Source organism: Actinosynnema sp. CS-041913 (genome assembly GCF_050942485.1).
Taxonomy (GTDB): Bacteria; Actinomycetota; Actinomycetes; order Mycobacteriales; family Pseudonocardiaceae; genus Actinosynnema.
Map to the genome: position 1 here is coordinate 4,108,075 of NZ_CP192037.1, position 25,118 is coordinate 4,133,192.

General features: G+C 72.6%; 23 protein-coding genes. 7 read left to right on the plus strand and 16 right to left on the minus strand.

Translation table 11 applies throughout. The annotated features are described in order from the left end of the window. Positions 1–43 precede the first annotated feature (43 nt). From ACQPZF_RS19375 to ACQPZF_RS19390, 4 genes are read right to left on the minus strand one after another with little or no spacing between them, the layout of a single operon-like run. On the minus strand, positions 44–709 hold the full coding sequence (locus ACQPZF_RS19375) for a response regulator transcription factor (RefSeq protein ID WP_433273557.1): 666 nt from the start codon (positions 707–709) through the stop codon (positions 44–46). Next, the gene (locus tag ACQPZF_RS19380) at positions 706–1,842 is read right to left on the minus strand and encodes a sensor histidine kinase (protein WP_433273559.1); all 1,137 of its coding nucleotides are present in this window, start codon (positions 1,840–1,842) and stop codon (positions 706–708) included. The genes ACQPZF_RS19375 and ACQPZF_RS19380 overlap by 4 nt, the downstream gene beginning before the upstream one ends. 17 nt (positions 1,843–1,859) lie before the next feature. Continuing rightward, entirely contained in the window at positions 1,860–2,054 is a 195-nt protein-coding gene (locus tag ACQPZF_RS19385; protein ID WP_433273561.1) for a DUF397 domain-containing protein, read from the minus strand. Between the two features lie 3 nt (positions 2,055–2,057). Then, entirely contained in the window at positions 2,058–2,894 is an 837-nt protein-coding gene (locus ACQPZF_RS19390; protein ID WP_433273563.1) for a helix-turn-helix domain-containing protein, read from the minus strand. Positions 2,895–3,092: 198 nt separating this feature from the next. Between ACQPZF_RS19390 and ACQPZF_RS19395 the strand changes: the two genes are divergently transcribed. Further along, complete coding sequence (locus ACQPZF_RS19395; RefSeq protein WP_433273565.1) at positions 3,093–3,572, plus strand: hypothetical protein; 480 nt, start codon at positions 3,093–3,095, stop codon at positions 3,570–3,572. 25 nt (positions 3,573–3,597) lie between these two features. On the opposite strand, the gene ACQPZF_RS19400 is transcribed toward ACQPZF_RS19395, so the two are convergent. The 11 genes from ACQPZF_RS19400 to ACQPZF_RS19450 all read right to left on the minus strand — a co-directional run bounded on the left by ACQPZF_RS19400 (position 3,598) and on the right by ACQPZF_RS19450 (position 17,783). Further along, the gene (locus tag ACQPZF_RS19400; RefSeq protein ID WP_433273567.1) at positions 3,598–4,626 is read right to left on the minus strand and encodes a response regulator transcription factor; all 1,029 of its coding nucleotides are present in this window, start codon (positions 4,624–4,626) and stop codon (positions 3,598–3,600) included. Between the two features lie 168 nt (positions 4,627–4,794). Next, on the minus strand, positions 4,795–5,745 hold the full coding sequence (locus ACQPZF_RS19405) for an alpha/beta hydrolase (protein WP_433273569.1): 951 nt from the start codon (positions 5,743–5,745) through the stop codon (positions 4,795–4,797). Then, positions 5,729–7,888 carry a N,N-dimethylformamidase beta subunit family domain-containing protein gene (locus ACQPZF_RS19410; protein WP_433273570.1) on the minus strand — a complete coding sequence of 720 codons (2,160 nt, stop codon included), beginning with the start codon at positions 7,886–7,888 and terminating at the stop codon, positions 5,729–5,731. Before ACQPZF_RS19410 ends, ACQPZF_RS19405 begins: the two co-directional genes overlap by 17 nt. Position 7,889: 1 nt before the next feature. After that, positions 7,890–8,618 carry an SDR family NAD(P)-dependent oxidoreductase gene (locus tag ACQPZF_RS19415; RefSeq protein ID WP_433273572.1) on the minus strand — a complete coding sequence of 243 codons (729 nt, stop codon included), beginning with the start codon at positions 8,616–8,618 and terminating at the stop codon, positions 7,890–7,892. Then, positions 8,618–9,583 carry a methyltransferase gene (locus ACQPZF_RS19420; protein WP_433273574.1) on the minus strand — a complete coding sequence of 322 codons (966 nt, stop codon included), beginning with the start codon at positions 9,581–9,583 and terminating at the stop codon, positions 8,618–8,620. Before ACQPZF_RS19420 ends, ACQPZF_RS19415 begins: the two co-directional genes overlap by 1 nt. 11 nt (positions 9,584–9,594) lie before the next feature. Further along, positions 9,595–10,707, minus strand: a complete 1,113-nt coding sequence (locus ACQPZF_RS19425) for a zinc-binding dehydrogenase (RefSeq protein ID WP_433273575.1) — start codon at positions 10,705–10,707, stop codon at positions 9,595–9,597. 123 nt (positions 10,708–10,830) lie between these two features. Beyond that, the gene (locus ACQPZF_RS19430; protein WP_433273577.1) at positions 10,831–11,697 is read right to left on the minus strand and encodes a branched-chain amino acid ABC transporter permease; all 867 of its coding nucleotides are present in this window, start codon (positions 11,695–11,697) and stop codon (positions 10,831–10,833) included. 13 nt (positions 11,698–11,710) lie between these two features. Next, entirely contained in the window at positions 11,711–12,877 is a 1,167-nt protein-coding gene (locus ACQPZF_RS19435; RefSeq protein ID WP_433273579.1) for an ABC transporter substrate-binding protein, read from the minus strand. 29 nt (positions 12,878–12,906) lie between these two features. Further along, positions 12,907–14,643 carry a branched-chain amino acid ABC transporter ATP-binding protein/permease gene (locus tag ACQPZF_RS19440; protein WP_433273581.1) on the minus strand — a complete coding sequence of 579 codons (1,737 nt, stop codon included), beginning with the start codon at positions 14,641–14,643 and terminating at the stop codon, positions 12,907–12,909. Between the two features lies 1 nt (position 14,644). Next, entirely contained in the window at positions 14,645–15,358 is a 714-nt protein-coding gene (locus ACQPZF_RS19445) for an ABC transporter ATP-binding protein (RefSeq protein WP_433273583.1), read from the minus strand. A gap of 520 nt (positions 15,359–15,878) precedes the next feature. After that, the gene (locus ACQPZF_RS19450) at positions 15,879–17,783 is read right to left on the minus strand and encodes a primary-amine oxidase (protein ID WP_433273585.1); all 1,905 of its coding nucleotides are present in this window, start codon (positions 17,781–17,783) and stop codon (positions 15,879–15,881) included. Between the two features lie 144 nt (positions 17,784–17,927). On the opposite strand from ACQPZF_RS19450, the gene ACQPZF_RS19455 reads away from it, so the two are divergent. The 4 genes from ACQPZF_RS19455 (at position 17,928) to ACQPZF_RS19470 (ending at position 22,454) form a co-directional block, all read left to right on the plus strand. Further along, positions 17,928–19,034: a class II histone deacetylase gene (locus tag ACQPZF_RS19455; RefSeq protein WP_433273587.1), complete on the plus strand. Its 1,107-nt coding sequence runs from the start codon at positions 17,928–17,930 to the stop codon at positions 19,032–19,034. Between the two features lie 61 nt (positions 19,035–19,095). Further along, positions 19,096–20,211: an FAD-dependent oxidoreductase gene (locus ACQPZF_RS19460; RefSeq protein WP_433273589.1), complete on the plus strand. Its 1,116-nt coding sequence runs from the start codon at positions 19,096–19,098 to the stop codon at positions 20,209–20,211. Beyond that, on the plus strand, positions 20,204–21,760 hold the full coding sequence (locus tag ACQPZF_RS19465; protein ID WP_433273591.1) for a hypothetical protein: 1,557 nt from the start codon (positions 20,204–20,206) through the stop codon (positions 21,758–21,760). Before ACQPZF_RS19460 ends, ACQPZF_RS19465 begins: the two co-directional genes overlap by 8 nt. A 67-nt stretch (positions 21,761–21,827) precedes the next feature. Continuing rightward, positions 21,828–22,454 carry a TetR family transcriptional regulator gene (locus tag ACQPZF_RS19470; protein WP_433273593.1) on the plus strand — a complete coding sequence of 209 codons (627 nt, stop codon included), beginning with the start codon at positions 21,828–21,830 and terminating at the stop codon, positions 22,452–22,454. On the opposite strand, the gene ACQPZF_RS19475 is transcribed toward ACQPZF_RS19470, so the two are convergent. Further along, positions 22,443–23,291, minus strand: a complete 849-nt coding sequence (locus ACQPZF_RS19475; RefSeq protein ID WP_433273595.1) for a helix-turn-helix domain-containing protein — start codon at positions 23,289–23,291, stop codon at positions 22,443–22,445. The two genes, ACQPZF_RS19470 and ACQPZF_RS19475, sit on opposite strands and share 12 nt — an antisense overlap. Positions 23,292–23,395: 104 nt before the next feature. Between ACQPZF_RS19475 and ACQPZF_RS19480 the strand changes: the two genes are divergently transcribed. Continuing rightward, entirely contained in the window at positions 23,396–24,037 is a 642-nt protein-coding gene (locus ACQPZF_RS19480) for an NAD(P)-dependent oxidoreductase (protein WP_433273598.1), read from the plus strand. 162 nt (positions 24,038–24,199) lie between these two features. Next, positions 24,200–25,090 carry a bile acid:sodium symporter family protein gene (locus ACQPZF_RS19485; RefSeq protein WP_433273600.1) on the plus strand — a complete coding sequence of 297 codons (891 nt, stop codon included), beginning with the start codon at positions 24,200–24,202 and terminating at the stop codon, positions 25,088–25,090. The last annotated feature ends 28 nt before the right edge of the window (positions 25,091–25,118 follow it).

Here is a 25,118-nt window from a genome sequence, read left to right on the forward strand (position 1 = left end):
GGAAGAAGGGTCTGAGCCGAGCTGTCCTATCGGGCAGGGCGGACTAGTACTTTCGGTTCCTGACGCGGTTGGTCTCGTAGGCCCACATGGCGATCTCGACGCGGTTGCGCGCGCCGATCTTGGCCATCAGGCTCGCGATGTGCGTCTTGACGGTGCTCAGGGAGATGTGCAGCTCGTCGGCGATCTCGCTGTTGGTCCGTCCCCGCGCCACGGTGACGAGGACCTGCTCCTCGCGGTCCGTGAGCGGTTCGACGGGTTGCGCGGGCGGTGCGGCGGGTCCTGCGGCGGCGAAGGTCTTGAGCAGTCGTGCGGTGATGCTCGGGGCGATGAGCGCGTCGCCGTCGGCGGCGGCGTGGACGGCTTGGGCGAGCAGGGTCGGCCCCGCGTCCTTGAGGAGGAAGCCCAGAGCGCCGGCCCGGAGCGCGGCGTAGACGTACTCGTCGAGGTCGAAAGTGGTGATGACGACGACGGCGAGGGGGTTGTCCACCTCCGGTCCGGCCAGCAGGCGGGTGGCCTCGATGCCGTCGACACCGGGCATGCGGATGTCGAACAGGCACACGTCGGGGCGCAGGCGTCGCGCGAGTTCCACGGCGCGTTGCCCGTCGGCGGCCGTGCCGACGACTTCGATGCCCGGTTGGGCGTCGAGGATCATCGTGAGCCCGGTGCGGACGATCTCCTGGTCGTCGGCGACGACCACCCGGATGCTCATGCGGTCGACCCGTTCCGGGGCAGGGTGGCGGTCACGGTCCAGCCCCGATCGGGGTCGGGGCCCGCCGCGCACGTGCCGCCGAGCAGGGTGACCCGTTCGAACATGCCGATGAGCCCGTACCCCGGCGTCGCGGTCGAGCGCGCGGAGCCGTCACCGTCGTCGCTCACCCGCAGGTGCACCGACGTGTCGTCGGCGGCGACGTGGACCTCGATGCGGGTGGCGTGCCGGGCGTGCCGTCGCGCGTTGGTGACCGATTCCTGGACGACGCGGTAGATCGCCGCGCCGACCGAGGGGTGGACGTCATCGAGGTCGCCGAAGAGGTCCACTTCGACCGACGGACCGGTGCGGGGCCGGGCCGCGAGCCGCGCGAGGTCGGCGACGCGCGGGTTGGGCGCCAGGTCCACCGGCTGGTCCCGACGCAGGACACGCACCATCGCGCGCATCTCGGCGAGCGCGCGCGAAGCCTCGGCCTCGATCAGGCGGAGCGCGTCGGCCGCCGCGCCCGGCTGCGACACCGAGGTCGCGAGGCCCGCCTGGGCGCGGATCGCGATCGCCGACACGTGGTGGGCGACCGTGTCGTGCAGGTCCCGCGCCAGCCGTTCCCGTTCGAGCAACTTGACCTGGTCGAGTTCACGCATCCGGAACCGGGCCCGGTACCGCATCGCCGCGCCGAGGGCGACGGCCGCGAACACCACGGTCAGCCCGCCGATCACATCGGCGAGGGCGAGGTGGCGGACGGTCATGGAGAGGCACGCGCCACCGATCACGATCGTCAAGCCGATGACGGCCTCGCGCCCGGAGCCCCACCTGACCACCGAGTACACCAGGATCAGCAGGAAAGCCGACGTGTACGGCTCTTCGCGGTACCCGCCCGTGATCAGCGGGACCAGGCTCGTCGTGCCGAAGGCGATGGCGAGCATCAGCAGCGGTCGCGTCCGGCGCCACAACAACGTGGGAACCAGCCCGACGACGACGATCACCGAAAGCGTCCGCCACGGGAGATCCGTCCGGAGAGCGCCTTCGAGCACCGCCGCCGGCACGAGCACCCCCACGAGCGCCCAGTCCCGCCACACCCGCTGCGGGGCGTGGTGGGGACGGGGCTCGTCCCAGGTGGAGCGGAGAAGATCCGGCACCCGGTGATGGTACGAAGTCAGCGCACCACGTCGATCAGGAACGCGGTGAACGCGGTGGTGGACACCGAGAGGTGCCCTGCGGCCGGGTTCTTCGAGTCCCGCAGCCCGACGACGTCCCGCGCGGCGGCGGGTCGGGCGACTTCCACACAGGAATGGTCCGGCGTCGAACGCGACGACTTCCGCCAGCTCGACGTCGTCAGCACAGCTTCCATCTGCTACTCCTTCAAGATCGACTCCATGAGTCGCCGACTGTCTTCGACGGACAACGCGATCTTCACCAGTTCGCCGAAGATGTACCTCCACCTGCGCACATCCACAGGGCTGTCGGTCAGCGCCGCATCCGCCGCGTGCTCTTGGTAGAACATCGGCAGGTCGCCGCTCCCGAACTCCAGCAGGGAGTACGGCGACGAGTGTCCCAGGTGCAGCCCGGCGGTGAACGGCACGATCTGGAAGGTGATGTTCCCGGCAGCGCTCGATTCCAGCAGGCGCCGTAGTTGGTCGAGCTGGACTTCCCGGCCACCGGGTTGGTACCGGACGGCCTCTTCGCCGCAGATTGCGTGCAGCCGGACCTGCGGCTTGTCCAGCAGGGCTTGTCGGCGAACCCGAAGCTCGACAGCACGGTCGATGTTCTCCGGTCGGGTCTTGGCACCGGGCAGGTTGATGGCGTTCCGCGCCCAGTCGGCGGTCTGGAGCAGGCCCGGCACCCAGCCGCCGGTACACATCTGGATGTTCCGAGCGGACGCTTCGTAACCGATCAGCTTCATCAGTGCGGGTGAACCGACGTCGTCGTAGTCGTGCCACCACTCGTGGCGCTTGGCGCGTTCACGCAACGCCATCAGCGTCGAAAGCTCGCTCTCGGTCGCCTCCAGCTTCCGGGCCGCCGTGGCGAGGTGATCGGCCGACGGCACGGCCACACCGGTCTCGACTTGGCTCCAAGTGGGCTGGCTGAGCCCTGCGGCCTTGGCGACATCCACCACGCGCAACGTGCCTATCCGCCCGCGCAGCCGACGCAACATCAGACCGAGACGTCGGGCCGCGAGCGTTGCGCTCACGCCCTCAAGTTCGTCCACTACGCACCTCCAGGGCTGACAGACAGTAGCCCGATAGTCCGCCGATTGGCGTACTGGACCTGTGGTCGAAGTTGCGCCAATATTCTCGACGTGATTTGTTGTGAGCGCACAACATCATGCCTGAGCGGAGAACGTGATCGACAAGGAGGTCGGCAAATGATGTCGAGGAGGGACGGGGTCTTGACGTGTCTGGGCCTCCGGCTGGACGACGAGGTCCCGGTCAACCTGCGGGGGAGTCGGGACGCGACGACGTTCCTGGCGATCGGGCGCGATATCGAGATCGTGTTGGGGCGGTCGCACGTGCGGGCGCTGTGGGAGCAGTCCGCGGCGGCGTTGGGCGACATGGCGCGGCTCGATGCGGCCGACGAGGTGCTGGATGCCGCGTGTGACGCCGGGGCGCAGGCGCAGACGGCTGGCAAGCGGGCGTTGGAGCGGGCCGAGGCGGCGGCGCGGGCCGGGGCCGGGGAGTCGGCGGCGTTGGCGCGTGAGGCGGCGCGGGTGGCGATCGAGGCTGCGGAGCGCGCTCAGCAGGCGGTGCAGACGGCGTCCGATGCGATGGACCTGGCAGACGAAGCCGCCGAGGGCGCTGTGCGGGCGGCTGCCGTGGCGGAGCGTGCTGCCGTGGCGGAGTTCCGCGGAGCGCCGTGTGCGAATTCGTGACCGGAGACGGACCGCTGGGGAATTCTCAGATCCAGTACGGGTCGGCTCCGCGGGTAAGGCGGAGCAGTGAGCCGACCCCGCTCGGGTCCGAGGACGGGCGGACGAAGCCCGCTCTGGCCGCGATGCCCGCCGCCTCGCCGCGGGACTGGCAGTCGAGTTTCGTCAGCAGGCGTTCGACGTAGGTCTCCACGGTGCGCCGGCTGACCACGAGGCTCTCCGCGATCGCCTGGTTGGACAGGCCGGCCACCAGGCCGGTCGCGATGTCCAGCTCCCGGGCCGTCAGGCCGGACGGGTTCTCGAACGGCGCGCAGGCCGCCACCACGCCGTTGCGCGGGCCGTCGACGATCCTCAGCAGCCGCACGCGGTACCAGCCGTCCTTCGCCGGCCAGAGGAACGGCACGGTGCGGACGCCCAGGGTGGAGAAGGACTCCGCCAGCGCCCGCAGGTTCGGGTCGTCGGCGATCGGCGCGGGGGAGCGGCCGGTCACCGGGCCGGCGGCGGGCACCAGCCAGCTCGCCGTCCACTCCGGACCGAACCACGCGTCGAACGTGGGGCAGTGCAACGGGTCCACGCGGCGTGCCAGCGCGGAGCCGACCGACGCCACGAAGCGCCGCGCCTCCTCGCCGAACGCCGCCCGGACCGGCGCGTTGGCGTGCAGGACGCCCACCACCTGCTTGCGGCCGGTCAGGCGCAGCGTCGCCGACAGACCGTCCTCGAACCCGGCCGGGCGCAGGCGTTCCTGGTAGTGCGGCGAGTCGCGGAAGTTGTGCGGCATGTCGTCCATCAGCAGCGGCACGGCCGAGTCGAAGAGCTGGCCGCCCCAGCGGGTGCGCGGCAGCTCGTGGGCCAGCTCCTGGCTGATCGAATGGTTGTACCCGTCCTCGGACAGCACCACGAAGCCCCGCGACACCGGATCCCAGCCGGTGATCTGCACCGCGCACATCTCCGGCAGCGCCAGGCGCAGGGCGGCGAAGACCTCGCCCCACTCCACCGCGGCGCCGCTGCCCAGGGCGGAACCGATGCGCACCGCCGAGGCCACTTTCGTGGTGTCCATCGCGCCTCCTCGTAGGTCATAACCTACGGTGTGTGACGTGACCCCGGCAACAGAGGGGTCACCTCCTGCACACGTCAGGCTGCGCTGCGAATAAACCTCCGATTCGGGTGATAGTCGGAATGACTTTCAGTCACCTGACGGGGCCGCCACGGCAGGCTGCCCGGACGGTCAGCGGACGATCTCCTGGGAGAACGCGGCGCGCAGTGCGGCGGCGGCACGGGCGTGTGCGGCGGCGGAGATGCTGAGCTGGTCGGCCAGCAGCGCGAAGAAGCCGTGGATCTGGCCTTCGTAGCGGACCAGGGTCACCGGCACCCCGGCGTCCAGCAGCCGGTGCGCGTACTCCTCGCCCTCGTCGCGCAGCGGGTCGAACTCGGCGGTCATCACCAGCGCGGCGGGCAGTCCGCCGAGGTGGGACGCGGCCAGCGGGGCGAGGTACGGGTCGTTCAGGTCGTCCGGGTCGCGCGGGTACTGCTGGAAGAACCACTCCATGCTCTCCCGGCTCAGGAAGTGCCCCTTGCCGTAGTCCACATAGGACGGACGGTCGCTGGGCGGCGCGGTCACCGGAGCCGCCAGGAGCTGCAACGAGATCGGCGGGCCGTCGTGGTCGCGGGCCATCAGGGACACCACGGCGGCCAGGTTGCCGCCCGCGCTCTCCCCGCCGACCGCGATCCGGCCGTCCGCGCCGATCTGCGCGCCGTGCGAGGCCACCCAGTTCAGCGCGGCGTAGGCGTCCTCGGCGGCGGCCGGGTAGCGGTGCTCGGGCGCCAGCCGGTAGTCGACCGAGACCACGACCATGCCCACCGCGTTGCACAGCACCCGGCAGGTGGCGTCGTTCTCGTCCAGTGACCCGATCACCCAGCCACCGCCGTGGTACCACACCAGCGCGGGGAACGGGCCGTCGCCGTGCGGCGTGTAGATCCGCACCGGGATGTCGCCCGCCGGGCCGGGGATGGCGCGGTCGACGACCGAGTCGACCGGCTCAGGGTTCGGCGAGGGCTGCCACGAATCGGCGAACGCGGCGCGCATCTTCGCGGGTGTGATGTCGTCGCTGACCGGCGACAGGCCGCCTTGGGCTTCGCTGGCGTCGATCACCGCCTTGGCTTCAGGGTGCAGCGGCATCGGGGATGTCCTCCGTGTCCGGTCCCGCGCCGAACCACCGCAGCACGGCGGCGGTCAGCCGGGAGACGTCGTTGTCGTCCTTGTCGTGGGACAGCGCGCCGCACCAGCCGATCGAGCCGGTCGCGAACACCGCGCCCCCACCGGGGGTCTCCAGCAGGGTGAGGTCGGCGCGCCGGCGGTCCACCGGGTCGCCGCACGGGTGCGGGATCGCCGGTCCGGTGTCGCCGGAGACGTAGCTGTCGCCGAGCATCGCCCGGCCCAGCAGCAGGGTGTCCGGTGGGCTGCCCAGCAGGGCGTCGACGCAGTCGGTCTCGAACGAGGCCGCGCCGCCGAGCACCGCGCCGAAGGCGCCCAACGGCTTCGACCGCGGGAGCCCGGCCAGCACCGGGTGCGCTCCGACGAGTTCGTACGCGCCGCCGGTCGCCAACCCGGCCGCCGCGGTGCCGATGCCGAACAGCCGGTGCGGCGCGCGGTTGCGCTCCTGCCACAGGCCGCCCGGCTCGCCGGTGGCCGCCAGGTGCAGCTCGCCCGGCGGCGACTCCCACGTCCGCACGCCCACGTAGCCGCGCCGCAGCTCGGCGAGGTGCGGCTTGGCCGGGTGGATCGCGGTGACCCAGTACGCGCCGTTGCCGCCGAGGTAGCCGACCTTCCCGCCGCCGTGCAGGTACCCGGTCATCCCGTCGAGCATCGCCCCGGTCCAGTACTCGGGGTGGCTGCCGGTGACGACGGCGTCGTACTCCTCCAGCGCGGGCCAGCCGTCGGCGTGCAGGTCGTGGTCGGTGAGCACGTCGAACACGAAGCCCTGCCGTCGCAGCCAGCCCACCAGGTGCAGGTCCTCGCTGTACTGGTGCGGCGACCGGGTGTACCGGAACACGTGGTCGTCGCGCATGCCCAGCAGCGGGCGGCGCAACGACGCCGTGGCCACGCCGCTGCCGTCGGTGTGCCGGTCGTACAGGCTGTGCAGCAGGTTGTCCCGCGCGAACGGCGCGGCGACCTCCGCCCGGTCCTCCGGCGCGGACGGCTGGTCCACGTGGTCCAGCGCGTACGCGAGGTAGCTCAGCGTCGGCACCAGGAACGCGAGCTTCGCCTGCGGCGTGCGGGGCCGCACGAAGAACGGCAGCCGGTCCACGCCCTCCGATGTCGCCAGCTCCACGGCGTAGCAGCCGGACGGCAGGTCCTCGGGCAGCTTGACGTCCAGCACCGGGGCCCAGCCGCAGTCGGCCAGGTCGTCGGAGTGGAAGTGCACCGCCGAGTAGCCCCGGTCCGCGTACCGCCAGTCCAGCACGTCGCCGGTCCAGTCGTGCCCGGTCACGCCGCGCAGCGGCTGGTTGTGCAGCGTGCCGTGCCGCCCGTCGACCAGTTCCAGCATCGTGTCGCCGCCGATGTCCTGGGACAGCTCCCAGTGCGCCCGCGCGCCCCGGTGCCACGACGACCGCGTGTCGGCGACCAGCCAGTCCAGGTCCGTGCGCCGCTCGACGAACACCGTCGGCCCGTCGAGCTTGCCGTCGAAGTGCCCGCCCAGCAGCCCGTTCACCCGCCGGGCGGCGAACAGCATCGGCGCGGAGCCGGCCAGCAGCGGGCCCGCCGGGGGAGCGGTGGCCACGGTGTCCGCCTCGCCGGCGAGGCGGTCGCGCGGCCGGACCTCCAGCCGCGCGCCGTCCTCGTCGTACCCGCCGACCACCAGGTACCAGCGCCGCAGCCGCAGCGCCGGGCCCTCCACCCGCACGACGCCGCCCTCCGCGCGCACCGCGAACTCGGGCGTGCCGTCGGACCGCAGCACCAGTTCGGCGTACGGGCCGTCGGCGACGTCGCCCTGGCTCATCAGGCCGGCCCTCGAACCGGGGAACGCCGTCGGCCACACCCACACCGCGAACGACACCGCCTCGCCGAGCACCGGCGGGCGCGGCACCAGGCCGTACGAGCCGTGGTCGAAGTCCTGGTGCGGCACGGAAACCCGGTCCGGCAGGGCGATGTCCACGGGGGTGCGCACGGGCGCGGTGCCGTCGTGGTCGATGTGCAGCACCCGCACCCGCGCGTCCGGGGTGGACGCGCTGGCGTGCACGGTGATCCGCTCGCCCGGCCGCGCGCTCAGGCGGTCGGTGTACCCCACGACGGGGGCCCGGGTGTGGTCGACGGGTGCCATGTCAGCCCCTCAGCAGTTGGCCGCCGTCGATCGGCAGCACGGTACCCGTGATGTGCCTGGCCTCCAGGGACGCCAACAGCAGCACGGTCGGCACGAGGTCGTCGGTGTTGGCGAGGCGGCCCAGCGGGATGCGCTCCAGCCACGGCGCGCGGGCCGCCGGGTCGGCCATCGCCGCCGCCGTCAGCGGGGTCTCCACCGGACCGGGCGCGACCGCGTTGACCCGGATGCCGTACGGCGCGAGCTCCAGCGCCGCCGACCGGGTCAGCGCGTTCATCGCCGCCTTGGTCGCCTCGTAGTGGCCGAGCCCGACCGTCGGCTGGAACGAGCCCGCCGAGCTGATGTGCACGATCGAGCCGCCGCGCTTGGCCGCGACCATCGCCTCGGCGACCGCCTGGGTGACCAGGAACGTGCCGCGCACGTTCACCGCGAGCACCGCGTCCATCGACTCGACGGGCAGCGACAGCAGCGGACCCGCGCCGCCGACCACGCCGGCCGCGTGCACCAACACGTCGATCGGGCCTAACTCGGCCACCGTCTTCGCGACCCCCGTGCGCACCGACTCGGGGTCGCGCACGTCCATCTCCACGGCCAGGCCGCCGAACTCCTCGGCTCGACGGGCCAGCCCCACCGAGTCCACGTCCGCCACCGCGACCCGGTGGCCGCGCCCGGCCAGCGCCGTCGCGATCGCACCGCCGATGCCGCCCGCCCCACCGGTGACCAGCGCCACCATCACACGGCCTCCGCGATCACGACGCGCGGGCTGCCCGGCAGCGGACGGGTCTCCAGGACCTTCCAGCCGGTGTCCGCGAGCCAGTCGTGCACCTCGTCCTCGGGGTAGACCACGGTGCCGTCGATCACCAGGTACTCGCCCGCGAGCACCGGGTCGAGCCGGCGGCCGTCGCCCGGGTCCAGCAGGAAGTCCAGCACCAGCAGGCGGGCGCCGGCGTCGACCACCCCTCGCGCGGCCCGCAGGATCGTCCGGTTCTGGTCGGCGTCGAACCGGTGGACGACGTGCTCCAGCAGCACCGCGTCGTAGTGGCCGGGCACGGCGTCGGTCAGCGGGTCGGCCTCGTGGAGGGTGATCCGGTCGGCCAGCGCGGGGTCGAGCGAGCCGCGGACCATGCCCACGAACTCGGCCGTGCCGACGAACGCGCCGGTCAGCTCCGGGTTGCGCTTGGCGGCCTCGCCGAGGAACGCCGTGGACAGCCCGCCCAGGTCCAGCACGTGCCGGTGCGGCGCGAAGTCGTAGTGCTCGGCGAGCATCACGGCGTGCAGCGAGTTGTAGGTCTGCACGCCGTTCATGAACACGCCCATGCGGGTCTCGTCCAGCTCGAACGGGCCGGGCCGCGCGGAGCGCATGGACGCCGTGTAGTGCTGCCAGTGCGGGTAGCTCAGGGCGTCCCAGAAGGCCAGAAAGGGCCGCAGGTCGAGCCCCCCGCGCCCGGCGAGGTACGCCTCGGAGACCGGCGTGTTCGAGTACCGGCCGTCGGTGTGCTCCAGCAGGCCCAGGCCCACCATCGCGTCGGCGAGGATGCGCGCGGAGCGCTCCGGCAGCTCCGCGCGCTCGGCCAGTTCGAGGGCGGTCGCGGGACCGAGGCCGAGCGCGGCGAACACGCCCAGCTCGCTCGCGGCGAAGAGTTGTTTGGCGGCCATGAATCCGGTCGCGACGGCGACCAGCGGAGTGGGGTCGGTCATTGCGGGACCTCCTAGTCCAGTCCGGGGTCGACGACGGCCTTGACCGCGGCCATCGACGCCATGTCTCTGATCGCCTGTTCCGCGCCCGCCAGCCCGACGGGCGGGGAGAACATGGCGTCCCACTCGAAGCGGTGGGCGAACGCCGTCAGGAAGCGCAAGGCCCGCGCCAGGTCGCCCACGTCGCCGTTGAGCGAGCCGACGACGGTGATCTCGCGGCTCATCACGACGTCCATCGGCACCGGCGCGGCCTGCGGACCGGCCAGGCCGACCACGACGTGCGTGCCGCGCCGGCCGCACATCAGGACACCCTCGCGGTTGGCCGTCGGCGCGCCCGCGAAGTCGAGCACCAGGTCCGCGCCGTGCGCGCCGGTCAGCTCCTCGACCTGCGCGACCCGCTCGTCCGGGTCGGTCACCTCGGTCACGTCGATGGTGCTGTCCGCGCCGTACTTGGCGGCCAGCGCGAGCCGGTTCGCGGGACCGCCCAGCGTGATCACCTGGCCCGCGCCCGCGGCCCGCGCCATCGCGGTGGCGACCAGGCCCAGCGGCCCGGCGCCCTGCACGGCCACCGTCGAGCCCGGCTGGACGCCGCCCGCGTTGGCGAACGCCCGCACCACCGTCTTGACCGCGCAGCTTGCCGCCGCCGCCCAGTTGTCCGGCATGTCCTTGGACAGCACGATCCGGTGCGCGCCGGGCGGCAGGTAGACGTACTCCGAGAGCCCGCCGATGGCGAACGGCCAGCGGTCGGCGCGCTGGCTGAACCCGTAGCCGCGGTGCTCGCACAGCACCGGCTCGCGCAGCACCGTGCAGCCCTGGCAGTGCCCGCACACGGACTCCGACCACACCAACCGGCTGCCGATCTCGACCGGCTTGCCGAACGCGTCGCGGCCGGAACTCGCGCCCAGCGCCACGACCTCGCCCGTCATCTCGTGGCCGAGGATGATCGGCAGCCGGGTGAACGGCAGCAGGCCGCGCCACAGGTGCGCGTCCGTGCCGCACAGCGTGGTGCTGGTGATCCGCACGATCGCCGAGCCGGGCGGCAGCTCCCGCGGCAGCGGCACCTCGGTGACGTCGAGCGGGGCGTTGAACTCGCGCAGCACCGCCGCGCGGGTCGCGGTGGGGTGCATCTACGCCTCCCGGCTGTTCTCGTCCGCGAACCGCACGGCGACGCACCCGCCGCGCGCGTTCGGCAGCGGCACGACGCCCGCGCCGCGGTGTGTCCTGAGCATGGGAATCCCCCTTCGGATCGATCAGGCGACGGAGTCCCACCGGTCCCGGCGACGCGTCCACAGCAGGACGACGAGGATCACCAGGAACGGCAGGACACCGCGGTACTGCTGGAGCGCCACGACGGTGCTGGCGACGCCCTGGAGCACGCCCAGGGCCACGCCGCCGACGAACGTCCAGGCGAAGCTCCGGAACCCGCCGACGAGGGCGGCGGCGAGCGCCGGGGTGATCAGCAGGGCCTGCGAGGCGAAATCGCTGGCGAGCTGCGGCGCGACGATCATGATGGCCAGGGCGCTGGCCGCGCCGGCCACGCCCCAGACCGCCATGGACAGCCGGGGCACCCGCACGCCGATCAGCTCGGCGGTGGTCGGCCGCTCGGACAGCGCCCGCAGCAGCAGGCCGAAGCGGGTGCGCCGGAGCAGCACGGTGGGCAGCACGGCGAACAGCACCGCGAGGATCATGGTGACCACCGCGGCCCAGGTCACCACGACGCCGCCCACCGTCGCCGCCGGTCCGTCGAACGGATTGGGGAACCGGTGCGGGTGCTGTGCGCCGAACAGCCGCAGCCCCACGGCGACGAGCCCGGTGTAGGTCGCGATGGTCACCGCGGCCTTGACACCCTCGCTCGCCTCGGAGAACCAGCGCACCATCACCACGCCCAGCCCCATGTGCAGCAGGGCGGCCCCGGCCAGGCCGAACGGCACGGCCAGAAGCAGCGGCAGGCCCTCTTCGTGCAGCACGACCATGGCGAACGCCCCGAAGGCGCCCACCGCGGCCTGCGCGAAGTTGACCACCGCGACGAGCCGGTAGGTGAGCAGGGTGGACAAGCCCATCAGGGCGTACGCCCCGCCGGTGGCGAGTCCCGCGATGGCCGCGGACAGTTGCAGCACAGCAGCCTCCGGGTCAGGAGTTGGGCACGGTGATGAACGTGTCGTCCACGACGACCCAGCGCAGGCCGGTGAGACGGACGATCTTGGAGCCCTGGTTCGGCGCGTGGCTCTCGCCGGGGCCGAACTCCCACGGGCTGCCCAGCATCGGGTCCTCGATGGGCGTCATGTCCCGCAGCGCGGCGTTGACCGTGTCGCGGTTGACCTCGCCCTTGATGGACTTGAGCACCTCGACGGTGAACTTGGCCGCGAGGTAGCCGCCCTGGGAGAACGCGGTGGGCTGCGCGTCGGCGCGCGTCACGGTGTCCCGCCAGCCCTTGTTGGCCAGGCTGTCGGAGGTGAACGGCTCGAACTCGCTGCCCGCGTACACGCTCAGCCCGAGCCCGCCGACGGCCTTCGCCACGCTGTCGGTGTAGGCCGGGGCCAGCAGCAGGAAGTCGACGTCGTCCATGTTCTGCGTCTTCGCGGCCTGGAGCCACGGCACGACCAGCGACTCGGCCGGGTTGAACAGGATGGCGTCGCAGCCCGCCTCCTTGGCCCGGAGCAGGTACGGCGTGAGGTCGCCGCTCTGCGGCACGGTCAGGTCGTTGATCTTCAGCCGCTGGCCGCTGAGGTTCTCCCAGCGCTCCAGCGCCACCTTGACCGCGTCCTCGGAGCCGGGCAGCACCACGGTGAAGTTGCAGACGTTCTTGTCGCCCAGCTTCTGCGTCGCGTGCAGCAGCACGGCGGTCATCAGCGTGAACGGGCCGACGTTCACCGGCGCGATGTTGGGGCTCTGGAAGCACTTCGGGGTGGCCGCGACCGCCATCACCGAGCTGATCTTCTGCTGCCGGTAGAAGCCGTCGTTGACGTCGCAGTCGGTGAAGCTGGCGGAGCCGGCCATCGCGACCACGCCCGCGTCCGCCAGCTCACGGGCCACCTGGGCGGTGCGCTGCGGGTTGCCCGCGTCGTCCTTGACGATGTACTCGATCTTCTTGCCGTTGATCCCGCCCTTGTCGTTCGCGTCGTCGAACACGCGTTGGGCGGTCTTGGCCACCTCGGCGGTGATGAACTGGCCGGTCAACCCGGCGACGGCACCGATCTTGATGGTGTCGCCGTCGCCACCGCCGCCACAGCCCGCCAACACGGAGGCCGTGAGCGCGGCCGTGGCGAACACGGCTCCCGCCTTGAGGTGCTTTCTCATCAGGTGTTTCCCTTCGGGGGATGGGTGTTTCAGTGGGCTGCGGAACCCAGGTAGGCGGCGATGACCGCGGGATCGGCCAACACCTCGTCGGGGGGCCCGGTGGCGATGACCCGGCCGAAGTCCAGGACGACGACGGAGTCACAGGTGGACCGGACCAGCTCGATGTCGTGCTCGACCAGCAGCACGGCGGTGTCGAAGCGCTCGGGGATCTCCGACAGCCGGCGTTGCAGCAGCTCGGTCTCCGCGCTGGAGTGCCCCGCGGCGGGCTCGTCCAGCAGCAGCACCGGCGGCCGGCCGGCGGCCAGGCCCGCGACCTCCAGCAGGCGGCGGGTGGCGACGTCCACGGTCTGGATCGGCACGTCGGCGGCCGGGCACTCGAACAGCGCCAACTGCTCGTCGATCTCCTCCGCGGACAGCGACTTGCCCGCCGCGACCTGGAGGAACATGCCTACGGTGAGCTGCTCGGGCACCCGGAGCTGCTGGAAGCTGCGGCGCAGGCCCAGCCGGGCGCGGCGGTGCGCCGGGAGGCCGTCCACCGGCTCGCCGTTGAGCAGCACCCGGCCGGAGTAGCGGTCGGTGAACCCGGTGACCGTGTTGATCAGCGTCGACTTGCCCGCCCCGTTCGGGCCGACCAGGCCGATCACGCAGCCCTTGGGCACCACCAGCGAGACGGCGTCGTTGGCGGTCAGCGCCCCGAACCGCACCGTCAGGTCGCGCACCTCCAGCGCGGGCGTGGCGTCGGCCATCTCCCGCGGGGCGCGTAGCCTGATCGGCACCAGCGGCCTGGGGTTGGCGTGCGGTATGGGCAGCGAGCCCATCCTCGCCACCTTCTTCCGGCGGTGTTGCGCCCGGATCAGGTCGGTCTGGCTGGCTCCCAGGCGCAGCACCTGCACCGCGCCGATGCCGAAGAACAGGGCGGCGAGGTCCTGCGGGACGCCGAGGCTGTCCAGGAGCGTCGGGAACAGCGCGCCCATCAGGCCGCCCGCGATCGCGCCCTCGATGTTGTGGGTGCCCACGAACAGGGCGATCGCGAAGAACGACACGGACGCGAAAGCCGCGAAGTTGCCCGCCGTGACGATGCCCAGTTGGCCCGCCATCAGACCACCGCCGACCCCCGCCACGAACGCGCTGAGCGCGAACGCGGTCAGCTTGCCCTTGGCGACGCTGATGCCGTGCGCGGCGGCGGCCCGCTCGGAGTGGCGGATCTCGACCAGCGCGGCGCCGGTCCGCGTGCGGTCCAGGAACCACAGCCCGATGAAGATCACCGTGACCACGATGACGGTGAACACGAAGTACGCGCTGTCGGTGGTGAAGCCCGCCGGCCGCTGGACGAAGTCGTAGTCGTCCTGGCCGGGGTAGGGGATTCCGGTGAACACCACGTCGAGCGCGGTGGCGAAGGCGAACGTGGCGACCGCCAGGCTCACCCCGCGCAGGCGCAGCGCGGGCAGGCCGATCAGCACGCCGGCCACGGTGGCGGCCAAGCCGCCCAGGACCAGCCACAGCGCGAACCCGCCGGGCAGGTCCGAGGTGTTCGCCCAGCCGACCACCCACGCGCCGATCGCGGCGAAGCTGAGCTGGCACAGCGAGATCACCCCGGCCCGGCCGGTGATCAGGCCGTAGCTCTGCATGAACACCGTGCTGACGGCCGCGCCGGTGAGGATGAAGGTGAAGTTGTTGTTGGCGAACCCGGCGACGGACGCGGCCACCACGGCGGCGAGGATGAGGCCGAGCACCATCGGGTGCGGCTTGCGCAACACGAGGTCCACTTCAGACTCCGCTCTCGGAGGGCGTGTCGCCCAGGTAGAGCGCCCGCAGCAGGTGCTCGTCGGCGCTCAGCGCGTGCCCGTCGCCGGCGAACACGATCTCGCCGCGGGCCATGACGTAGGCCCGGTCGGCGATGCGGAGGGCGAGGGCGGCGAACTGCTCGACCAGCAGCACGCCCACGCCGGAGTTGGCGAGTTCGCGCACGGCGGCGGCCAGCCGCCCCACCACGATCGGCGCGAGGCCGAGCGACATCTCGTCGATGAGCAGCACCTTCGGCCTGCCGAGCAGGGCGCGCCCGACCACGAGCATCTGCTGCTCGCCGCCGGACAGCAGCCCGGCGGGCACGTCGATCTGCTTGCGCAGCTCGGGGAACAGCTCGAACACCCGGTCCGGGGTGTCGTCGTGCCGGCACGCGGCGCGCAGGTTGTCCAGCGTGGACATCTCCCGGAACACCGTGCGGTTCTGCTCGACGTGCGCGAGCCCGGCCCGCGCCCGCCGCCAGGCCCGCAGCCGCTCGATCCGCCGGCTGCCGAGGCGTATCCGGCCGGAGGCGACCGGGATGGCCCCGGAGACACCCTCCAGCAGGGTCGTCTTGCCCGCGCCGTTGGCGCCGAGCAGCACGGTCACCGAGCCGCGGTCGACCTGGAGCGACACGCCGCGCACGATGGTCAGACCGGACCTGTCGACCGACACGTCCTCAATGGACAGCACACTCACCCGAATCCACCGTCCTGTCGATACTTCCGGGGTGGTTGGGTCAGAGTGGTACCGCGACGGTGGTTCGGCGGTCCGTAGAAATACGGAAGTGCCTGCTCAGAAAGGTGAGGAGTGTTCCGGAGGGCGACCCCTCGAACGGGCCGGCGGGCGCTTTCAGGCCGGTCAGAGCCGATCTTGAACTCAATGCGTGGGGAACGGCCGGCGCATTCGACGCGAGTCGGCGTTGTGCACGATTTGGTAACGTCCGCGTCACCTGTTGGTGATGCGCGTGCATATGCACCGTAACAATGGCGCGACTCCGTCGCGCGGCTCGGCCGCCTGGCAGTCGGCGCATCGCGGGTCGTGCTCGACCGATCCAAAAGCGTGATCGGCCGAGCACGAGCCGCGACACACCGACGCGGCCATCGCGGATAGCGCTACCGGACCGGTTCACCGGGCGTTGGGCAGAGCGAAGCGCCCGATGCCGGCGCGGGGCATCGGGCGCTACAGGGACCGGTTCACCGGTCGTTCATTGGTCGAATCAGTGCGCGCAGTGGCATTCGCCGGGCGGGCAGTGCCGGCAGGCCGAGAAATCCGGCAGGTCGAGCGTGGGATTGCGGTCGTGGAATCCGAGCGGTTTGAACATGAATCCGCTGTAGTCGACCGGCATCACCGGCCAGTCCTCCGGTCGGGGCAGGTGGGTGGGCCCGAAAACGTGCCACAGCACCACGTCGGTGTCGATCAGTGGACGGTCCTGCGCGGTCCACGCGGGCAGCCCCGCGCCGCCGGGGTGCTGGTCCGGGTACTCGCCCGCCGGGTACCGCTCGTCCTCGTGGAACCGGGTCACCCACAGGTGCTTCGTGGCGAACCCGGCGCGCGCCGCGACCGTCGCCTCCGGCTGGGCCAGCAGCGTCGGGCCGGGCTTCGGCACGAGCTGGTAGGCACGCGGCTTGCCGAGCCGGTTCACGCTGTCCGAGCTGCTCACGACCCACGTCCGGCCGCGCAGCGGGTCCGCCAGGCGCGCGGCCGTCGACTCGCGGTCCAGCACGGTCGTCGTGGTGGTGAACGCGTTGCCGCGCGGGTTGTCCGGGCCGGTCGGGACGCCGACGAAGTCGACTTCCTCCACGGTGTTCGCCTCGCCGGCGATCTCGGTGTCCAGCCGGGCGCAGAACAGGTGCTGGTGCACCGGGGCCATCAGGCCGGGCGCGACCTCCGCGCCGTACGGGTTGTCCCCGCCCGCGCCGCAGAACACCACGCCGGTCGCCTTGGCCTCCAGCTCGATCGTGCCGTCGAGGTAGAAGTACCAGAAGAACCCGTAGTCGTAGTTGCCGATCGTGCTGAACGACGACACCACGAGCCGCCGCGACCGCCGCACGTCCGACGCACCGGTGAGGATGTTGGTGTGCTTCCACTGCACGCCGTAGTCCTCTTCGTGCATGCAGATCGCCTGGGGGATGGCGACCGGCTGCCCGTGGTCGTCGGCGAGCACGGCGTCGAAGTAGTGGATCACGCCCAGGCAGTCGCAGCCCAGCCGCAGCGAGTTGGCGTTCTTGCCCAGCAGGTACTCGCCCGCGTCGAAGTAGCTGATCCAGTTCCGCCACGGGGCCGGGTCGCCGTACGGCACGACCATCTCGGCCACCGACGCCCGGTGCAGCACGGGGACGTCGCCGAACCCGATCCGGTGCAGCGTCAGGCCCTCGCGGGCGTTGAAGCCGATGCGGAACGTCCAGCCCTCCCAGGTGACCTCGCTGCCGTCGACGGTGAAGCTGACGCCCTCGGGCTGGGTGATGGAGATCGGCTTCAGCGTGGTCCGGGGTGTCTCGCCGGTGTAGTTGCCGTGCTCGGCCGGCGTGGGGACGTCGCCCTCGTCGGTCACCGCCAGCACTTCGTTCGCGATCAGGTCCACCTCGCAGAGCAGACCTTCCACGGGGTGCGCCCACGGGCTGTCGTCCACGTGGTCGCGCAGGAACGTCAGCGCCCGCAGCACCCGCCGGTCGCGCAGCAGCGGCTCGTCGAAGAAGCCCGGCGACAGCGGCGCGACGAACGCGAGCGACCAGTCCTCGATGCCCCGCCGGCGCATCGCCGCCTGCCACCGCGGGTCCGCCCGCACCAGCTCCGCGCTGCGGTCGTACTCCTCGAACAGGATCGCCGGCTGGCCGTCCTTGGCCGGCTCCAGCTCGCGGTAGGACTCCAGCACGCCGTCGGTCGCGTTCACCACGGCCTCCGCCGCGACACCCGTCGCGGTGTCCAGCAGCACGGCCCGCGCCCGCCGGGTCACCGGGTCGCCCGGCCGGTGGGCGCGCACCGCCGCCTTGGCGGGCTCGACGGGCAGCACGCTGGGGAACCGGGTGGTGTCACCGACCTTCCCGGCGGCCACGAGGACGTCCCTGACCTGGACGATCTCGTCCGCCGTGAACGGGTCGAGCGGGTGTGGGCTGTGGGTCATGACACCGAGTATTCGGCGTGCGCGCGGTTCCGGTCTTGGCGTGCGGTGTACCGGACTTGCCTGCCGGCGCACGTTCGCGCGCAGTCAACCCCCGGTCGCCGGCAGACAAGACGGCGGCCTGTTCCGGGGCGAGGATTCGCGCCCATGTCGACGGGTTACGTGTACCACGAGCTGTACGGCTGGCACGACACCGGGACGCACGCCGGTCTCCTGCCCGCGGACCCGCGCCGCGGGCTCCAGCCGTTCCGGCACTACGAGAACGCCGAGGCCAAGCGCCGGGTGCACGAACTGGTCGTGGCCACCGGCCTGATCGACCGGCTGACCCGCCTCGCACCGCGCCCGGCCACCGACGAGGAGATCCTGCGCGTCCACACGCCCGGCCACCTGGCGCGGCTGGTGGCGGCCAACGACACCGGCGGCGACGCGGGCGACGGCGGCAGCCCGTTCGGACCGGGCGGCCTGGACATCGCGCGGCTCGCGGCCGGCGGCGTCATCCGCGCGGTGGAGGCGGTGGTGGACGGCGAGGTCGACAACTCCTACGCCCTCGTCCGACCGCCCGGCCACCACGCGCTGGCCGACGTCGGCATGGGCTTCTGCCTGCTGGCCAACCTCGCGATCGCCGCGTCCGCGGTGCGGGCGAGCCGGGGCGTCGGGCGGATCGCCGTGGTGGACATCGACGTGCACCACGGCAACGGCACCCAGGCGGCGTTCGAGGACGACCCGGACGTGCTGACCGTGTCCGTGCACCAGGACCGGGTGTTCCCACCCGACTCCGGCCACGTGACGGAGCGCGGCTCGGGCCGGGGCCACGGCTACGCGCTGAACCTGCCGCTGCCGCCGGGCACCGGCAACGGCGGCTACCTGGAGGCGGTGCGCCGGGTGGTGCTGCCCGCGCTGCGCCGGTTCCGCCCGGACCTGATCCTGGTCGCGGCCGGGTTCGACGCGAATCCCGTGGACCCGCTGGCGCGCATGATGGTCACCGCCGGCGGCTACCGGGAGATCGGCCGGATGCTGCTGGACGCGGCGGCCGAGCTGTGCGACGGGCGGATCGCGTTCGCGCACGAGGGCGGCTACGACCCGGTGTACGTGCCGTTCTGCGCGCACGCCGTGATCGAGGTGCTGGCGGGCGTGGCGGAGCCGTTCGAGGACCCGTTCGGGGTGAACTTCGACAACCAGGGACAGCAGGAGATCCAGCCGCACCAGGAGACCGCGATCGAGGCGGCCGAGAAGCTGGTGGTGGAGATCGGTTGAGCGATCGCTCAACACCGGGCTAGACTTCTTTTTGAGCGGTCGCTCAAAAGGGGGGTCCGGCATGGCTGTGCGCACGGCGGTCGTGGTCGGCGGCGGGATCGCGGGCCTGGCGGCGGCCGTCGCCCTGGACCGGCGTGGCTGGCGGGTGACGGTGCTCGAACGCGCCCCGGCGTTCACCGACGTGGGGGCCGGGCTGTCGTTGTGGCCGAACGCGCTGCACGCCTTGGACGCGCTCGGGCTCGGTGATGCGGTGGCGGCGCTCGGCGCGGTCCAGACCGGGGGAGGCGTCCGCTCGCGCGGCGGGCGCTGGCTGTCCAGGACGCGCAACGCCGAGGTCATCCGCCGCTTCGGCTGGCCGCTGACCGTCGTGCACCGGGCCGATTTGGTGCGGACTTTGGCCGACGCGCTGCCCGCGTCGGCGCTGCGGTCCGGCTGTGAGGTGGTGAAGGTCCGGCCGGACGGCGTGGTCGCCCACGGTGGGCGGTTCTTCGCGGCGGACCTGGTGGTCGGCGCGGACGGCGTGCGCAGCGTGGTGCGCGGGACGCTGCCACGGCACACCGGCTGCACGGCGTGGCGGGCGATCACGCCGCCGCTGGAGTTGGACACGCCGGGCGCGGTGCTGTGGGGACGGGGCGAGCGCATCGGCTTCACCGCGCTGCCCGGCAACCGGTTCTACCTGTTCGCCGCCGCCACTGCCCCTGCCACCACCGCTGCCTCAGCCGCTGCCGCTGGGCTGCGTCACCGGTTCGCCGAGTGGCCCGACCCGATTCCCCGGCTGCTCGCGTCCGTGGACGACTCCGACGTGCTGTGCCACGACGTGTACGACGTGCCGCCGTTGGACTCCTACGTGCGCGGGAACGCGGTGCTGCTGGGCGATGCCGCGCACGCGATGGACCCGATGCTCGGGCAGGGCGCGTGCCAGGCGCTGGAGGACGCGGTCACCCTCGCGGTCTGCCTGGACGGAGCCGACCTCGCCACCGCACTGGCCCGGTACGACCGTGAACGCCGCCCCCGGACGCAGGCGGTCGCCCACCGGGCCGCCCGGCTCGGCGCGGTCGCCCGGTGGCGGTCGCCGGTTGCGACGGCGCTGCGCGACCTGGCGGCGTGGTCGGTCCCCGCCGGCGTGACACTGCGCTCGATGGCGCCCGTCCTGTCCTGGCGGCCACCCCGTGCCTGACTGGACCTATCAGCCGCTGCGTGGCATCGCGGGCGCCCTGCTCGGTGTTCGGCGGTCGCGGTTGGTCGCTCTGCGGGCTCTCGCGACGGTCGGCTCCCTGCCCGGCGGAGGCTGGGTCGTCGCCCGCGCTCTGGGCCACCGGCATCCGCCCGCCCACCTCGCGGGCACGGTGAACGGGGTGCCGGTGCGCAGCAGACTGGGCGCGGTCGTGCCGCCCGAGGTGGCGCGGGACGCGGTGCGGGCGTTGCCGCTCTTGGGCGCGGGTGTGGTCGAAGTGGCCCCGGCGGTCGGCGCGGACGCCGCGATCCGGGACGCGGTCGCCGTCGCGCGGATTCCGGTGCTGGTCCGGAACGCGAACCCGGCCGCGCAGGGCAGTGCTGTCGGTCACGAGGCTCCGGAGGGCAGTGCCGTCGGCCACCCGACCGCACCGTCCGTCGCGGTCGGAGCGCTCGCCGTGCCGAACGTCGTCCACCTGACCACGCCGTCCATCGCGGCGGCGGTCGGAGCACTGGCCGATCCGGACGCCCTCGTGCTGGCCACGCCGTCCGTGCTGATCGACGCCGGGCCCGGCTGGTTCGCCCGCGTGGTCGAGGCGGCGACACCGACCACTCCACCGGGCCGGACCGTCGGCCGCGACCCGCGTCGGTGGCCGGCCTGGTGGTGGGGACTGCTGGTCGGCCTCGGCATGGTCGCCGGCGGGCTGGTCGCCGCCGCGATCGCCCTCGGTCCCGTGCTGCTCTGGTACGACCGCGCGTTCCTCGGGGCGGGCGTGGACCACCTGCACCACGTCAACCACCGGCTGGTCGGCTTCCTCCAGCACGACCGGATCACGTTGGCGGGCACCATGGTGTCGATCGGCGTGCTCTACGCCGGCCTGTCCGCCGGCGGGCTGCGGCGCGGGTGGCCGTGGGCGCGGGAGGCCTACCTGGTGTCGTGGTGGGTGGGTTTCCCGACGCTGCTGTACTTCCTCGGCTTCGGGTTCCTGGAGCCGCTGCACCTGACGGCCGCCGCGGTCCTGTTCCCGATGTTCCTGCTGTCGGCCCGCCGCCGGCCTAGTCCACAGTGGACAGTCCTGCCGGAGGGCGACGAGCGGGTCCGCCGCAGGGCGTTGGTCGGGCAGCTCCTGATCGTGGTCACGGGGGTCGGGTTGTTCGTCGGCGGCGTCGTGGTGTCGGTGGTCGGCCTCACGGAGGTGTTCGTCGCGAGCGACCTGGAATTCCTCGGCGCGGCGGCGGCCGACCTCGCCGACGCCAACCCGAGGCTGTTGGCGTTCATCGCGCACGACCGCGCGGGGTTCGGCGGGGCGCTGATGTCCGCCGCCGCCGCGATCACGCTGCTGGGCGCGTGGGGCTGGCGGCGCGGTGAGGCCTGGGTGTGGTGGACGTTGGCCTTGGCGGCGGCAGCCGGGTTCCTGCCCGCCGTGGTCGTGCACGGCGTGATCCACTACACCGACTTCCTCCACCTCGCGCCCGTCTTCGTGGGCATCACGACGACCGTGACGGCACTGGCCCTCGCCCGGCCGTACCTGTGCGCGCCCGCACGGTGGTGACCGTGACCGACACCGACACCGACACCGCCACCTGGCCGTACCTGTGCGCGCCCCTACGGTGGTGACCATGGCCGACACCCGACAGCGACTGATCGACGGCGCGATCGAGACCATCCGGCGGCACGGCATCGCGGGCGCCTCGGCCCGCGCGGTCGCCGCTGCCGCGGGCGTCAACCAGGCGCTGGTCTTCTACCACTTCGGCAGCGTGCACGACCTGCTGGAGGCGGCGTGCGTGGCGAGCACCGAAGCCCGCGTCGCGCCGTTCCGGGACCGCCTGGCCGGGGTCACGTCGCTGCGCGAACTGCTCGACCTCGGCCGCCGCCTGCACGTCGAGGAACGCGAGCGGGGCAACGTCATGGTGCTCGCCCAGCTCCTCGCCGGCGCGCAGGCCGACCCGAAGCTCGCCCGTGCCACGTCCGCCGCCCTGCACCTGTGGATCGAGCCGGTCGAACAGGCGCTGCACCGGCTGCTCGCCGACTCCCCGGTGGCGGACCTGGTGGACGTCGCCGGCCTGGCCCGCGCGGTGAGCGCCGGTTTCGTCGGCCTGGAGCTGTTCGAAGGAGTCGATCCGGAGGGCGCACGGGCCGCCTTGGACTCGCTCGACCGGTTGGCCGTGCTGGTGGAGGTGGTGGACGACCTGGGTCCGGTGGCTCGGCGTGCGTTGCGGGCGAAGCTGCGGCGGTCAGGCGCGTGACAGGCTGGTGCGGAAGTCACCGGGTGTGACGCCTGTGCGGTGGCGGAAGTACTTGAAGAAGTTGGTGGGGTCGGGGAAGCCGAGTCGTGCGCCGATCGCGGCGGCGGGCAGGTCGGTGTGGGCGAGCAGTCGGCGGGCTTCGAGCACGATCCGGCGGTCCAGGAACTCTTTCGGGCCCATGCCGACCGCGTCCTGGGTGGCGCGGGTCAGGGTGCGTGGCGAGTAGCCGAGGGCGTGGGCGTAGTCGGCGGCCTGGTGGGTCGTCGCGAAGTCGCGCTCCACGGCGTCGCGGAACCTCAGGAACGTCTCGTTGTACGCGGGCCCCTGCGTGCCCGACGCCAGCGACAGCCGGAGCAGCAGCGCCGCCAGCAGGTGCGCCAGCAGCCCGCTCGCGGCGGCGACCGGCGCGTGCGTGAGCGCGGCGTACTCGTTCGCCAGGTGCTCGGCGGCGGTCGCGGCGAGCAGCCTGTCCTGGGTGGTGAGCTGCCAGTGCGACGGGCCGAACGGGCTCGCGGTGTCCGGCGGCGGGAAGTCGGGTCGGAACAGCAGCAGCGGACCTTCGGTCCGGGAACGCGGCTGGAACTGCTGCACCTGGCCGGGCCGGACCCACACCACGCTGCCCGGCCGCAGCCGGTACGGCGTGAAGTCGACGGTGTGCACGCCGGTGCCGGCGGTGACCAGCATCAGCAGGTGGAACCCCGGCCGCTGCGGGCGGGTCAGGTCGTGCCCGTCGCCCGCGCGCTGCCGCAGCACACCCAGCGACAGCACCTCGATCCCCAGCTCGGCGACCCCCGGGTTGCGGTAGGACACCTCCGGGATGTGTCGTTTTTTCACCATGACGTGTCCCCCTCTGACCTCGCCGGGTTCGTGTTGGGTGGCTTGAATGTCTACTACGGGCGTCCCTCCGGCGCCCACCGTCCACTGTGGAGAACGTGCAAACCATGGCTCACATCGCACTCATCGGCGCCACCGGCACCATCGGCTCGCGAATCCTCGACGAGGCGCTGCGCCGGGGCCACACCGTCACGGCGATCGTCCGCGACCCGGCCAAGCTCGACCGCTCCGACGTCACCGCGAAGACCGGCGACGTGCTGGACGAGGCGGCGCTGCCGGACCTGCTGGCCGGTCACGACGTGGTGGTCAGCGCGGTCGGCGGCGGCGACGGCCCCGGCCACTCGGCGACCATCGCGCCCGCGGCGAAGGCGCTGGTCGGCGCGCTGCGCAAGGTCGACGGCGCGCCCCGCCTGATCGTGGTCAACGGCGCGGGCAGCCTCCGCACGGCCGACGGCACGCGGGTCTGGGACCAGCCCGGCCTGCCGGACTGGCTGCTCCAGATCATGCACTCGCACGGCGACGCGCTCGACTACCTGCGCGGGGTGGCCGACGTGAACTGGACCGCCCTGAGCCCGGCGGCCACCATCGAGCCCGGCGAGCGCACCGGCCGGTACCGGACCGGGGTGGACGAGCTGGTCACCGACGCCGAGGGCGTGAGCTGGATCAGCGCCGAGGACTACGCGGTCGCCCTGCTGGACGAGATCGAGCGGCCGGCGCACGAGGGCCGCCGCTTCACGGTCGCCCGATGACGGCTGTCGGTCGCTTCGCCGTGGCCTGAGGACGGGTGTCGGTCGCTCCGTCGTCGCCCGATGACGGCTGTTCGGTAACGACCCTCCCCACCGGACTCCGCATCAGAGAGGATGCGCCCGTCGAGCCCCGCCGTCGCGGCTCGGCGGGGAGGGTGATCGCCGATGGGCACGGTCCTGACGAGTGTCGGTCTTCCCGTCGCGCTCGCGGTGGTGATGTTCGGGCTGGGCCTGTCGCTCACCGTCGCGGACTTCGCGCGGGTGGTGCGCGAGCCGAGAGCCGTGGCCGTCGCCCTCGCCACGCAGCTCGTCGTGCTGCCGCTGGTCTGCTTCGGGCTGGTGGTGGGGTTCGGCTTGGACCCGGTGCTCGCGGTGGGCATGATGCTGCTGGCCGCCTCACCGGGCGGCACGACGGCCAACCTGTTCAGCCACCTGTTCCGCGGGGACGTGGCGCTGAACATCACGCTCACCGCCGTCAACTCGGTGCTCGCCGTGGTCACGCTCCCGCTCGTCGTCAACCTGGCCCTCGGCCACTTCGGGCCCGCGATCGGCGACGGCGCGGTGGGCCTGGAGTTCGGCAAGGTCGCGCAGGTGTTCGCGATCGTCCTGGTGCCCGTGGTGCTGGGCATGCTGGTGCGGCGGTGGTCGGCGTCCCTCGCCGACCGCGCCGACCGGCCGGTGCGGATCGTGTCCGCGGTCGTGCTGGTGGCGGTGATCGCTGGCACGCTGCTCGCCGAACGCGAGAACGTCGGCACGTACCTCGCCGAGACCGGCCTGATCGCCGCCCTGTTCTGCGTGTGCAGCCTCACCGCGGGCTACCTCCTGCCGCGCGTGCTCAAGGTGGAGCGCCGCCAGGCCATCGCGTCGGCGTTCGAGGTGGGCATCCACAACAGCACGCTCGCGATCACCATCGCGGTGACCGTGGTCGGCAGCGAACGCCTCGCCGTCCCCGCCGCCGTGTACGGGATCGTCATGTTCCCCATCGCCGCGGCGGCGGGCTACCTGCTCACCCGGTCGCCCGCGCCGTCCGTGGCGCCGGAGCAGCCTGCCGCCTGATCCGCGGGCCGGTTTCCCGTTTCACCTC

Coding starts and splice junctions, on each gene's coding strand:
- ACQPZF_RS19375 (WP_433273557.1), bottom strand. CDS start 709: ATGAGCATCCGGGTGGTCGTCGCCGACGACCAGGAGATCGTCCGCACC.
- ACQPZF_RS19385 (WP_433273561.1), bottom strand. CDS start 2,054: ATGGAAGCTGTGCTGACGACGTCGAGCTGGCGGAAGTCGTCGCGTTCG.
- ACQPZF_RS19400 (WP_433273567.1), bottom strand. CDS start 4,626: ATGGACACCACGAAAGTGGCCTCGGCGGTGCGCATCGGTTCCGCCCTG.
- ACQPZF_RS19405 (WP_433273569.1), bottom strand. CDS start 5,745: ATGCCGCTGCACCCTGAAGCCAAGGCGGTGATCGACGCCAGCGAAGCC.
- ACQPZF_RS19410 (WP_433273570.1), bottom strand. CDS start 7,888: ATGGCACCCGTCGACCACACCCGGGCCCCCGTCGTGGGGTACACCGAC.
- ACQPZF_RS19415 (WP_433273572.1), bottom strand. CDS start 8,618: ATGGTGGCGCTGGTCACCGGTGGGGCGGGCGGCATCGGCGGTGCGATC.
- ACQPZF_RS19420 (WP_433273574.1), bottom strand. CDS start 9,583: ATGACCGACCCCACTCCGCTGGTCGCCGTCGCGACCGGATTCATGGCC.
- ACQPZF_RS19425 (WP_433273575.1), bottom strand. CDS start 10,707: ATGCACCCCACCGCGACCCGCGCGGCGGTGCTGCGCGAGTTCAACGCC.
- ACQPZF_RS19435 (WP_433273579.1), bottom strand. CDS start 12,877: ATGAGAAAGCACCTCAAGGCGGGAGCCGTGTTCGCCACGGCCGCGCTC.
- ACQPZF_RS19450 (WP_433273585.1), bottom strand. CDS start 17,783: ATGACCCACAGCCCACACCCGCTCGACCCGTTCACGGCGGACGAGATC.
- ACQPZF_RS19455 (WP_433273587.1), top strand. CDS start 17,928: ATGTCGACGGGTTACGTGTACCACGAGCTGTACGGCTGGCACGACACC.
- ACQPZF_RS19460 (WP_433273589.1), top strand. CDS start 19,096: ATGGCTGTGCGCACGGCGGTCGTGGTCGGCGGCGGGATCGCGGGCCTG.
- ACQPZF_RS19470 (WP_433273593.1), top strand. CDS start 21,828: ATGGCCGACACCCGACAGCGACTGATCGACGGCGCGATCGAGACCATC.
- ACQPZF_RS19475 (WP_433273595.1), bottom strand. CDS start 23,291: ATGGTGAAAAAACGACACATCCCGGAGGTGTCCTACCGCAACCCGGGG.
- ACQPZF_RS19480 (WP_433273598.1), top strand. CDS start 23,396: ATGGCTCACATCGCACTCATCGGCGCCACCGGCACCATCGGCTCGCGA.
- ACQPZF_RS19485 (WP_433273600.1), top strand. CDS start 24,200: ATGGGCACGGTCCTGACGAGTGTCGGTCTTCCCGTCGCGCTCGCGGTG.